The following is an 11937-nucleotide window of genomic DNA, read 5'->3' as shown; positions in this document are numbered from 1 at the left end:
AGTGTCTGACACACCGAATGCGCCAAGTTGACAGACAGGTTAATAAGGGGTCTAATTAAGTCTATCGTGCCATAAGGACGATGTTGACTCGATGTGGAGGTTCTCGTGAAATCAATTCGAAAAATCGCCGCAGTAGTTGCCTCGGTCAGCCTGCTTGGATGCATGGCTGCCTGCTCCGACAACTCTGGAGCCGAAAGCGCTTCGGCGGGCGGAGATACTACTATTAACTGGACTTTTTGGAACCAAGGGGACGAGCTAAATAAAATCTGGGAAGGGTTAGCGGCCAAGGCGTCGGAAGCGGATCCGGCGGTCAAGGTGAACCTCACGCAGGCACCGTTTGCTGATTATTTCACGAAGCTACAGTCGCAGCTGGCAGGCGGAACTGCACCTTGTCTGATCTCGATGCAAAGCTTAAGACTTCCTGCCTTCAAGGATGCATTGACGCCACTTGACGACGTCATGCCTGAAGGCTACTTTTCAGCCGAGCAATGGGATGCCGGCTCTCTCAAAGCATTGCAGTATGACGGTAAGCAGTACGCTATTCCTTTTGGAATGTCGACCCTGGTTATGTATTACAACGAGGATATTTTCGCCGCTGCTGGCCTCCCTGTGCCCGATCCTTCATGGACCATTGAAGATTTCGAAAAGGCAGCAAAGACGATCACCGAGAAGACCGACAAACTCGCATTCGGCCAGTCGTTCTCGGATCTTCATATGTTCTCTATGCTTCACTCTTTTAACGGCGCAACGCCTGTTTCCAAAGATGGTGAGCTACAGTTGAGTACGCCAGAGATGCAAGAGGCATTTGAATGGTATTCGGGTCTATCAACAGAACAAAATGTTGCTAGCACTCCGGCAAGCAGTTCTGATGTCCCTTGGGGCGAGCAACAATTCCTAGCCGGTAACGTTGCGATGGCGGTTGATGGGACGTGGAACATTGCAGATAACGCGTCGAATGTTGAATTCAAGATTGGTACGGTGCCACTACCTGCGGGTAAGAACGGCAGTGGAACATTCTCCGCTAACTCTGGCTTCGGTATCTCGTCGTCGTGTGAAAACAAGGAAGCTGCGGCAAAGGTTCTTGAAGTCATCACTTCGGAGGAAGCTGCAATGGAGCAGGCTCAGAGAGGCTCTGCACCTGCACGTTTGAGCGCCATGGATGCGTTCTTCGAGTCGATGGCTGCATCAGTGGATACCAAGAATCCGGGCTACTCTGAACAGGCTCGAGAGACGATGGAAGCTGCATCCCAAAATGCAATTCCCTTCATCTCGACGAGTAATTGGGACGAAACGACTAAGCAGATTGCGCGCTATTTCGTGCTCTCATACTCGGGATCGACCACACCAGCAGAAGCACTTAAGACGGTCGAGGAGGCCTCTAAGTGACTCGCGCTCGCCGGTCGGAGTTGCCTGCCGCGCTCGGTTTCATGACACCGAGCGTGGTGGGACTAACTCTTTTTATCGTGTTTCCTACAGTTCTTGCTTTTGTTACGAGCCTCTTTCATTGGCCGACCTTTGGCGAGATAAGCTTTGCGGGTCTCGCAAATTACAAGGAACTCACAAACGAGCTGAGTGGATTCCTCGCTTCACTGCGTAACACGATTGTCTTCACTCTCCTGATTGTGCCTATCAACTTGATTTTGACTCTTTCAATGGCTTTTTGGATAGCCACTAGCCGTTTTGCAAAGTTCTATCGAGTAGTCTTTTTTCTACCAGTTGTGACACCTTCTGTCGCCACTGCAGTTATATGGAAGATGCTGTATCAACCAGATGGGTTCTTTTCATGGATTGCGAGCATCTTCGGCATTAAGCTTCCAAACTTGCTTGCGACGGAGTCAACTGCCCTTTTCGCTGTCCTCGCTGTCATCATATGGCAAGGATTCGGTTATAACACCTTGATTTTTTCAGCTGCTATCGACCAGTTGCCGAATGAGGTAATTGAGGCCGCCAAGGTTGATGGGGCGTCATCTATAAGACTGCTCTTCCAAATTAAGATTCCGCTCCTGACACCATCAATCTTCTTCGCTACTACCGTCACCATGATCCAAGCCTTCCAAGTTTTCAACGAGCCGTTTGTAATGACGGCGGGAGGTCCAGGTCACGCAACCTCTACAGTCGTCATGAATATCTACCAAACGGCATTCCAGAGTGGGCAGCTCGGTGAAGCCGCTGCGCCAGCCATCGTACTGTTTGGCCTCATCTTGATTGTGACTTTATTCCAGTGGTTTGGACAGAAGAAGTGGGTTCATTATGAGTGAGAAGATTTTAGTGGGCGACAGTTCAATCGCCCTGGAAAAAGGAACTATGCGTAACAATAAGCCTCTTAAGATTGGCAAGTTTCTTGCTGAATTTTGCCTTGCTTTCTTGGCGGTCTGCTATATCTTTCCGATTTTCTTCGCAATCACTTCGTCGCTAAAGCCGAAGAACGAGATCTTCTCGAAGCCACCAAGACTCTTTGGCTCTGAGGTTCGGTGGAGCAACTATATAGAAGTGTTCTCTCAGGCACCATTCGGTCGATACATTCTTAACGGCGTGATTGTTTCCGCTCTCGCGACTTTGATTGTACTGACTGTTTCGTCGCTGTCTGCCTATGCTTTCGGAATTCTCCGCTGGCGTGGCCGAGATGGCACGATGCTTCTTTATCTCTCAACGATGATGATTCCGCAGGAAGTTTTGGTTATTCCTATGTTTTTGCTTATGCAGAAATTGGGATGGATTAACACTTGGCAGGCTCTCATTTTGCCATTCGCTTTTGGTGCTTTTGGTACGTTCCTTTTGAGGCAGTTTTTCCTTAATCTGCCTTACGCCATCGTTGAGGCTTCTCGTATTGATGGATGTTCGCATTGGAAAACCTTTACAAGAATTGTTCTCCCGATGGCGAAGTCGTCTCTTGCTGTTCTGGGTGTCTGGACTTTCATCACGAACTGGAATAGTTTCCTGTGGCCATTGATTGCTATTGATGACGTCCGGAAGCTAGGTACAGTGCCGTTAGGTTTGCAGTCATTTGTCGGCGAACATGGTGCGCAATGGCACTTGATTCTCGCTGCCTCGGTAATCTCTATTCTTCCGACGCTGCTAGTCGTGATCGTGCTTCAAAGACATCTGGTCAAAGGCATCGCGACGGTTGGACTTGCGGGGCGGTAAGCGGTGGTAAAGAACATTGTCCTTTTCGTTGCAGATGATTTAGGGTACGGCGATATCACCCCTTTAGGGGCAGAGAAAATCTCTACGCCTAATCTTGAGCGCCTAGCACAGAACGGGTGGATTGCTCGAGACTGTCACGCAGCTTCCGCTGTTTGCACACCAAGTAGGTATGGAATCCTTACGGGTTCCTTCCCTTGGAGAAGCCCCTTGAAAAAGGGCGTTCTCGGTGGATCCGACCCTGCCATTATTGAGAGAACGGTTCCTACAATCGCGACCTATGCGAAGCGAGCCGGCTTCGTGACCGGAGCATTCGGTAAGTGGCACCTTGGGCTTGGGTGGCAGTCGAAGGCGGGAACCGTTAACAGCGCGTTCGAAGAAGGTTGGACTCCCGATATGCAGGGAGATGGTAGGGAGATTGATTACTCTAAGCCTTTCTTGGACGGTCCACTAGACCATGGATTTGATCGCTTTTTCGGCATCGCGGGTTCTCTGGACATGCCTCCTTACTGTTTCCTGAGTCAAGATCGAACGGTTGGGATTCCAGATCGTGAGAAAGAACCTCGGGTCACTTCTCAAAGGCCTGGACTGCAGGTCGAAGGCTGGAAGGACGATGAAGTTGACACTACGGTTACGCGTGAGGCTCTCGAATGGATTTCCGATCAGGTGTCTGCTAAGCAGGGATTCTTGGCATATGTAGCATCTGCTGCTCCCCATCGCCCCTGCGTGCCCCCCGAGTTTATTCGTGGAAAGTCGCAGGCTGGTCTGCGTGGGGATTCGGTAATGCTCGTCGACTGGATGGTGGGAAGGATTCTGGAGCTTCTGGATGAGCTGGGTGTATTGGACGATACTCTGTTCATCTTCACGAGTGACAATGGAGCGCCGATGATTTTCCCTGAAGACGGCGATGTCGTTCACCACCGGCCGAACTCGTCATGGAGAGGCCAGAAGGCTGATGTTTTCGAGGGGGGACATAGAGTGCCGCTGATCGCATGCGGACCCGGTTCAGAAGCCTTCGAATCTGACACACCTATGAGCCTCCTTGACCTCTTACCCACACTGTGCACCTTAATGGGCCTATCAGACATATCTGAGACCGACGGAATAGATCTAGTTTCTTCGAATTCCGATGCTGAGCGTGTCATCGGAGTTTCGTCTTACGACGGCAGTTTGGTTTTGCGGAAGGGGAATTGTAAGGCAATTTGGAGTTCAGGTTCTGGAGGTTTCTCGGAACCTGTTGGTCGTCCTGCTCAACGCGATCAAACCGGTCAGATGTATAACCTCGAGCAGGACCCGTCTGAGAGGGAAGACCTCGCCGGTTCGGAGTGGAATGAGGCTATGTTGCTGAGGACGGAATTTGAGTCAGTGACTGGCTATGAGGACCCTGACATCATCTTCGAAGAGTAGAACGAGTGGTACGGATCTCAGACTTCAGATGTTTTTAGATGGAAAGCGATGGTGAAATGACTCTTCCGCGAATAGCAATTTGTGGGCTCCACATCGAGTCCTCGACTTTTACCCCATACGTTTCAACTGAAAAGGATTTCCAGGTCAGCCGTGGTGAGGAGCTGCTCGCACGTTACACGTGGATGGAGGAGGACTGGGCGCGCCAGGTCGAATGGATCCCGATCCTTCACGCCCGCGCACTGCCGGGCGGCCAGGTGCTGCGCTCAGACTACGAAGCCTGGCGGCAGGAAATAGTCGACGGCTTAACCGCCGTTGCACCTGTCGACGCAGTCTTCTTCGACATCCACGGCGCCATGACCGCTCAGGGATACGACGATACCGAGGGTGACCTGATCACAGCCGTCCGTGCAGTTGTCGGAGATAAACCCCTGATCTCGACCTCCATGGATCTGCACGGAAACGTGTCCCGAGCCCTGTTCGCAGGATGCGATCTGCTCACCTGCTACAGGATGGCACCCCATGAGGATGCGTTCGAATCGCGCAAGCGAGCAGCGGTGAACCTAGTGGAACGACTGGTCAGTGGCAAAGGCAGGCCGGCTAAGGCACTGGTTCACGTGCCGGTGCTGCTGCCTGGTGAGAAGACATCGACACGTATTGAACCAGCCAAGTCGCTGTATGCCATGATTCCGGAGGTTGAAAAGCGTCCCGGTATTCTTGACGCGGCAATCTGGGTCGGATTCGCATGGGCGGATCAGCCACGCTGCCAGGGGGCCGTTGTGGTCACAGGCGATGACGCTGAGGACGTGAAAGCTCAGGCTCTGCGTCTGGCTCAGCATTTCTGGGATGTACGCGATCAGTTCGAATTCGTTGCACCCGTGGGGACCATGAGCGAGTGCCTTGAGCACGCCCTCGACGCTCCGCGTCCGTTCTTCATTTCGGATTCCGGAGACAACCCCGGTGCTGGCGGTGCTGACGACTGCACGGCCGCGCTGTCGGAGCTCGTGGAGTGGGCACCGGTAAAGGACGAGGCGCTCAACGTTCTGTACGCATCGCTGGTTGATCCGAATGCCGTGAAGGTGGCGGATCAGGCCGGTGAAGGGGCACAGGTCGATGTTGAGCTGGGCGCGCACATCGATACGCGTGAACCTGGACCGCAAAAGGTCCACGCGACAGTGCTCCGAGTAATCGACGATCCGGAGGGTGGTCGCACTTGTGCGTTGAAGATCAATAGCCTGACTGTCATTGTGACCTCTCAGCGCATGCAATACCATTCTCGCGTGCAATATGAGCGACTGGGGCTGTCGATCGATGATCCCGATGTCGTGGTAGTCAAGATCGGCTACCTGGAACCGGATCTGTACAAGGCGCAGGCCGACTGGATGATGGCACTGACTCCAGGCGGAGTTGATCAGGATCTGATTCGTCTGGGACATCGCCGCATTGACCGACCGATGTTCCCATTCGATGAGGATGTGACCGACGCCAAACTGGACGTAGAGGTGTTTATCTCTTGAACACCGTGGTTGCGGGGGTTGATGTTGGCGGTACGTCCATCAAGTCATTCCTGGTGGACTCAGCTGGACACGTCACCGATGCTGTACACCTGGACACGCGTCCGGGCAACGTGGTCGAACAAGCGTGCCACGTCGCCCGGACCATCGTGGACAAGTGGCCAGAGGTCGCCGGAATCGGTGTCATCACACCTGGTGTGGTGGACGAAGAGGCCGGCGTTATCAAGTATGCGTCTAACCTCGAACTGAAGAACGTGAACCTTGCCCAGCGCATGCAGGAAGCATGCTTACGGCCGGTGCGCCTCGGACATGACGGGCGGGCAGCAGGATTGGCTGAAGGTCTCCTGGGCGCTGGCCAGGGCGCACCCACCTTCATCATGGTTCCCATCGGCACCGGCATTTCGGCAGCCATCTGCCACGGTAACCGACCGTGGGCAGGTGATGCCTTCAGCGCCGGAGAAGTTGGCCACACGCCGGTCATTCCGAATGGTGAAGCATGCACGTGCGGACAGCGAGGCTGCACGGAGGTGTACGCATCAGCAAAAGCCATCGCGCGACGCTTCACGCAGAAGACCGGCAAAGAGGCAACAGCTCGCACGGTAGAGGATCTGCTGGGAATCGACCCCATTGCAGATGAGGTATGGGATACCGCCACTTACGCGCTGGCCCTGTGTTTCGCGCACCTCACCTTCGCCCTCGACCCCACTCGCTTCGTTGTCGGCGGGGGCCTGTCCAACGCCGGTGAGACGTTGCTGGAACCGGTGCGCCGTCACCTGCGTGACCTGATGGCGTGGCGAACACCTCCCGAAATTGTGACGGCCCGCCTGGGCGCAGAGGCAGGGAAGTGGGGAGCCGCGATCCTGGGTGCCCAGGCTGCGAACCGGCAGATATGGAACGACTGGAAGATCAATGACGGTTATCGAGCTATGTGTTGAAGACACTGAGGGAGTGCAGATTGCCTCACAGATGGGCATCGACAGAGTCGAACTGTGCGATGACCTGAGCTGCGGAGGCCTGACTCCTTCTGATCGAGTGGTGGACAGCGCGCTCAGCGTCGCACCGTCAGGCGGGATGCAGGTGCTGATCCGCCCCCGTCCCGGCACATTCGTGATGCCCTCCGGTGAGGAACGCGACATTGCCGAGGCGATGCGACGCCTGCGTGAACGCACCGACCACACCGACATACCGGTGGGTTTCGTCGTCGGTGGACTAACCAGTGACCACGAGATCGATCAGGACGTGCTGTCACTGTGGCGCGACGCGGCCGGGGAGAGACCACTGACTTTCCACCGTGCCTTCGACACCGTGCAGAATATGGACCGAAGCCTCGACCAGCTTATTTGTGCGGGATTCGATCGAGTGCTCACCACCGGCGGTGATGCGTCTGTGGTCAACGTGGAGAATATTCGCCACCTGACAGACCGCGCAGCTGGAGAGATGATCATCCTCGTGTCAGGCGGTTTACGCTCGCACAATGTCGCCTCTGTGATCCACAGCACCGGAGCGACCGAAGTGCATATGCGTGCTCCGGCACAGCAGCCAGGACGCACCGATCCTGACGAGGCGCAGCGAATCGTCGCTGTGGTTCGCGGGCAGAATTTGTAAAATCACCTTATGTTGTGGTTTTTCGTCGTCCTTTTTGGCGCCCTTGGCCTCCTGATGGTCATCCGCCCGCAGATCATCTGGAAGCTTCTGGTACGCGGCACGCAAGCATCGGAACAGCCCGCCCCCTCGCGAGCACTGATCTCTCAGCGCATCGCCGGGGTCGGGCTGATTCTCGTGGCCGTTTACCTGGGCAGCACCCTGGTCGGGTGAGCACTTAAGCTGGGTGGATCACCCACCGGACTTCCCACGGGGCCAGAGCCGCGTACTCCCACTCGTCACCATTGTCGTGACGACGGTTCGACAAGATCACGTCGCCGTCGGGGACAGCGCAGGCAATGGAATGCGAGGACATATTCGCCACCGCATCGAGCACCTGGTCGCCCAGGGTGCGCCGCACCCACCACATCGATGGATCATCTGGCTCGACCAGTTCGAAGTCACCCTCGACCAGAATCGGATACTGCTTGCGCAGCGCGATCATCGCGCGGTAGAACTCGAACGTGGAGCCTGCCTGGTCAACCTGTGCCTGCGCGTTGACCGTCTCATAATTCGGGTTCACCGGCAGCCACGGTTCACCGGTCGTGAATCCGGCGTTCTCGGTCGCATCCCACTGCATCGGGGTGCGGGCATTGTCGCGGCTCATCTTCACGATCGCCGGCCACACTGCCTGAGGATCCTGGCCGTCGAGGGTGACTGACTGGCGCCACTGACCAATCGTTTCCACATCCTTGAACTGGTCGATACCGGACCACGGGTAGTTCGACATGCCGATCTCTTCGCCTTCGAACACGAACGGTGTGCCCGGGTGAGCGTGCAGCATCGCGCCCCATGCGGTGGCTGAATGGTAGCGGTGATTCTCCTCATCGCCATAGCGCGACAGGGGACGCGGCTGATCGTGGTTCGACAGGTACAGGGAGTTCCAGCCCTTTCCAGCCAGTTCCTGCGACCAGCGCGCAAGGTTGCGCTTCATGTCAGGCAAATGCAGATCGCGAATGTGGTACTTGTCCCCGTCAGCACTGTCCAGCCCCATGTGCTCGAACTGGAAGATCATATCCAACTCGCGGCGCGCCGGATCAGAGGTCAAAATCGCATCATGGGGTGTGGCACCCGGTGTCTCACCGACGGTGAAGAACACGCGGTCGGGATAGCGGTCGAACACCTCGCGGTGCATTTGCTGGATGTACTCGTGGAAGTGCGGGCCGAAAGCGGCCGATGTGATAGAGCCTTCGCCAGGCTGGTCGAATCCTTCAGGCTTGGAAATCAGGTTGATGACGTCCATGCGGAAGCCGTCAACGCCTCGGTCAAGCCACCAGCGCATCATCTCGAAGATCGCCTGGCGCAGCTGAGGGTTGTCCCAGTTCAAATCCGGCTGCTCAGGCGCAAACAGGTGCAGGTAGTATTGCTGGGAGGCTTTGTGCCACGTCCATGACGGGCCGTTAAATGCCGCAGTCCAGTCGTTAGGCTCATCACCGCGGCGCTGCCCTGCCGGCACCTCGTGGGCGGTTGCTCCCGGGCGCGGGTCGCGCCAGATGTACCAGTCGCGCTTGTCTGATGCGGGGTCGAGCGCCTCCTGGAACCAGGGATGCCGGTTGGAGGTGTGATTAACTACAAGATCCATGATCAGGCGCATGTCGTGTGCGTGCAGCTGCGTGATCAGCTCATCAAGATCATCGAGGGTACCGAACATCGGATCAACATCCTGATAATCCGCAATATCGTATCCCATGTCGGCCATAGGAGAGCGGTACAGGGGAGACAGCCACACGATGTCAACACCGAGTTTCTTCAGATACGGCACTCGCGAGGTAATGCCGGGAATGTCACCGATGCCGTCACCGTTGGAGTCTTGAAAAGACCGAGGATAGATCTGGTAAACAGTCGAGGACTTCCACCATTGGGGCTGATCAGCAGTATGTGTCACGGTAATCCACCTTCATCGAAGACAACTCTGGTCTTATGGCGCATGCAGGCACTCATATAGATACGAGTCTAGGACACTTGCTCCATGGGCGGGAGGCGGTAGCAGTTAGCAGCGACTACGGTGGGACGTATGAGCGGGCAACGAATCTTACGCCAGGAACATCCTTTCGAAGTGATCGCGGAGTATTCCCCTTCAGGCGACCAGCCACACGCGATTCGTGAGCTTGCCGAACGCATCAACGGTGGGGAACAACATGTCGTGCTGTTGGGCGCGACCGGCACCGGCAAGACGGCAACGGCCGCGTGGCTCATCGAACAGATTCAGCGTCCCGCCCTGATCATGGAGCCGAACAAGACGCTGGCCGCTCAGCTCACCGCCGAGTTCCGCGAATTCCTGCCTAGGAACGCGGTCGAATACTTCGTGTCGTACTACGACTACTACCAGCCTGAAGCATACGTGCCTCAGACAGACACCTATATTGAGAAAGACTCCTCCATTAATGACGAGGTTGAACGCCTGCGACATTCGGCAACCAACTCATTGCTGACGCGTCGGGACACGGTTGTGGTCTCGTCGGTGTCCTGCATTTACGGCCTGGGCACGCCTGAAGAATACGTGGCACGTATGGTGGATTTGCAGCGAGGAATGGTCATTGACCGCGACGATTTGCTGCGCGCCTTCGTGGATATGCAGTACGTGCGCAACGACATGTCATTCACCCGCGGCACGTTCCGTGTGCGCGGGGACACCATCGAGATCATCCCGGTGTACGAGGAACTCGCTATCCGCATCGAAATGTTCGGTGATGAAATCGACCAGCTCGCCGTATTGCACCCGCTGACAGGCGACGTAATACGTGACGTTGACCAGGTCTACCTATTTCCGGCCTCTCACTATGTCGCTGGCGAAGAGCGTATGAAGCGTGCGATCAAGTCGATTGAGGATGAACTGGCCGAACGCCTCGAATGGTTCGAATCTCAGGGCAAACTTCTCGAAGCGCAGCGACTGCGCATGCGCACAACCTATGATCTGGAAATGCTCAAGGAAGTCGGCACCTGCTCGGGTGTGGAGAACTATTCACGCCATATTGACGGTCGCGGCCCCGGCACGCCGCCGCACACTCTCCTGGATTATTTCCCGGACGATTTCCTGCTCATTATCGATGAATCTCACGTCACGGTCCCGCAGATCGGTGCCATGTTCGAGGGCGACATGTCGCGTAAGCGCACCCTCGTCGATCATGGTTTCCGTCTTCCCTCGGCAATGGACAACCGACCACTGAAGTGGGATGAATTTGTTGAGCGCATCGGGCAGACCATGTATCTGTCGGCCACACCCGGCCCCTACGAGCTCGAGCGTTGCGACGGAGTTGTTGAACAGATCATTCGCCCAACTGGCCTAGTCGATCCGAAGGTGATTGTGAAGCCTACCTCGGGACAGATTGATGACCTGCTCGAAGAAGTCCGGGTGCGTGTGGAACGCAATGAGCGCGTCCTCGTCACCACATTGACCAAAAAAATGGCAGAAGACCTCACCACGTATCTGGCCGAACGCTCCGTTCGCGTCGAATATCTGCACTCGGATGTCGACACGTTGCGCCGCGTGGAACTGTTGCGGGAACTGCGTCAGGGCAAGTTCGACGTCCTTGTCGGGATCAACCTGCTTCGAGAAGGCCTCGACCTGCCCGAAGTATCGCTCGTGTCCATTCTGGATGCGGACAAGGAAGGGTTCCTGCGCTCAACGCGTTCCCTCATTCAGACGATTGGCCGCGCAGCCCGTAACGTGTCGGGCGAGGTTCACATGTACGCCGACAACATCACCGATTCGATGCGTGCGGCGATTGAGGAAACCGAAAGGCGCAGAGCCAAGCAGATTGCCTATAACGAAAAACATCACATTGATCCGACACCTCTGCGCAAGAAGATCGCTGACGTGACAGACATGCTCGCACGCGAGGACATTGACACGGAATCACTGCTGGAAGGTGGGTACCGTCAGGAACGCTCCGGCAAGCCCATCGGACATGCCCGAGCCAGCGACGACGTGTTGCGCCACGCCAGGGATACCCGTGAGCGACTGGGACTTCAGGCTGAAGCTGAACTGGCGCAGCTCATTGACGACCTGTCAGCGCAGATGCATGCGGCGGCAGGCGATCTTCAGTTCGAGCTGGCCGCCCGGCTGCGTGACGAGGTGGCGGATCTCAAACGTGAGCTTCGACAGATGAAGGAAGCAAACTGATTCCGGGGCGTCTGAACGCGGTAGTATGAGATCCACGAGGGGAGTAATCCTTTAACCCGGTATCGTCATCTCGGGACGCTACGTGCGCGCAGCGAACCCGGTACCGAGGCCTGT

10 protein-coding genes are annotated in these 11937 nt (G+C 55.9%); 9 read left to right on the top strand and 1 reads right to left on the bottom strand.

Going from position 1 to position 11937, the window contains the following annotated elements:
* Window positions 1–105 precede the first annotated feature (105 nt).
* Genes QP093_RS01050 through QP093_RS01015 form a run of 8 tightly spaced genes read left to right on the top strand, consistent with a single transcriptional unit; the run spans window position 106 to window position 7874 of the window.
* On the top strand, window positions 106–1386 hold the full coding sequence (locus QP093_RS01050) for an ABC transporter substrate-binding protein (RefSeq protein ID WP_285014119.1): 1281 nt from the start codon (window positions 106–108) through the stop codon (window positions 1384–1386).
* Window positions 1383–2258 (top strand): carbohydrate ABC transporter permease, encoded by an 876-nt coding sequence (locus QP093_RS01045; RefSeq protein WP_285014118.1) that lies wholly within the window; start codon window positions 1383–1385, stop codon window positions 2256–2258. Before QP093_RS01050 ends, QP093_RS01045 begins: the two co-directional genes overlap by 4 nt.
* A complete protein-coding gene (locus QP093_RS01040) occupies window positions 2251–3144 on the top strand; it encodes a carbohydrate ABC transporter permease (RefSeq protein ID WP_285014117.1) in 894 nt (297 codons plus the stop codon). Before QP093_RS01045 ends, QP093_RS01040 begins: the two co-directional genes overlap by 8 nt.
* Before the next feature lie 3 nt (window positions 3145–3147).
* Window positions 3148–4548: a sulfatase family protein gene (locus QP093_RS01035; protein ID WP_285014116.1), complete on the top strand. Its 1401-nt coding sequence runs from the start codon at window positions 3148–3150 to the stop codon at window positions 4546–4548.
* Between the two features lie 56 nt (window positions 4549–4604).
* Window positions 4605–6062 carry a M81 family metallopeptidase gene (locus QP093_RS01030; protein WP_285014115.1) on the top strand — a complete coding sequence of 486 codons (1458 nt, stop codon included), beginning with the start codon at window positions 4605–4607 and terminating at the stop codon, window positions 6060–6062.
* Window positions 6063–6067: 5 nt separating this feature from the next.
* Entirely contained in the window at window positions 6068–6994 is a 927-nt protein-coding gene (locus QP093_RS01025; RefSeq protein ID WP_285014324.1) for an ROK family protein, read from the top strand.
* A complete protein-coding gene (locus QP093_RS01020) occupies window positions 6969–7664 on the top strand; it encodes a copper homeostasis protein CutC (RefSeq protein ID WP_285014114.1) in 696 nt (231 codons plus the stop codon). The genes QP093_RS01025 and QP093_RS01020 overlap by 26 nt, the downstream gene beginning before the upstream one ends.
* Window positions 7665–7673: 9 nt before the next feature.
* Window positions 7674–7874 (top strand): DUF6199 family natural product biosynthesis protein, encoded by a 201-nt coding sequence (locus tag QP093_RS01015; RefSeq protein WP_058236654.1) that lies wholly within the window; start codon window positions 7674–7676, stop codon window positions 7872–7874.
* A gap of 4 nt (window positions 7875–7878) precedes the next feature.
* On the opposite strand, the gene QP093_RS01010 is transcribed toward QP093_RS01015, so the two are convergent.
* Entirely contained in the window at window positions 7879–9585 is a 1707-nt protein-coding gene (locus QP093_RS01010) for an alpha-glucosidase (RefSeq protein WP_285014113.1), read from the bottom strand.
* A gap of 129 nt (window positions 9586–9714) precedes the next feature.
* On the opposite strand from QP093_RS01010, the gene uvrB reads away from it, so the two are divergent.
* A complete protein-coding gene (gene uvrB, locus QP093_RS01005; RefSeq protein WP_058236656.1) occupies window positions 9715–11823 on the top strand; it encodes an excinuclease ABC subunit UvrB in 2109 nt (702 codons plus the stop codon).
* Window positions 11824–11937: the final 114 nt, after the last annotated feature.

The organism is Pauljensenia sp. UMB10120 (genome assembly GCF_030212035.1).
GTDB lineage: Bacteria > Actinomycetota > Actinomycetes > Actinomycetales > Actinomycetaceae > Pauljensenia > Pauljensenia radingae_A.
Note: the sequence above shows the minus strand (reverse complement) of the source record. Positions and strands in the feature narration are given on the sequence as shown.

Bases quoted from the DNA above. Each gene is read 5' to 3' on its own strand.
- QP093_RS01015 (WP_058236654.1), top strand. From the start codon at position 7,674: ATGTTGTGGTTTTTCGTCGTCCTTTTTGGCGCCCTTGGCCTCCTGATG.
- QP093_RS01030 (WP_285014115.1), top strand. From the start codon at position 4,605: ATGACTCTTCCGCGAATAGCAATTTGTGGGCTCCACATCGAGTCCTCG.
- QP093_RS01020 (WP_285014114.1), top strand. From the start codon at position 6,969: ATGACGGTTATCGAGCTATGTGTTGAAGACACTGAGGGAGTGCAGATT.
- uvrB (WP_058236656.1), top strand. From the start codon at position 9,715: ATGAGCGGGCAACGAATCTTACGCCAGGAACATCCTTTCGAAGTGATC.
- QP093_RS01040 (WP_285014117.1), top strand. From the start codon at position 2,251: ATGAGTGAGAAGATTTTAGTGGGCGACAGTTCAATCGCCCTGGAAAAA.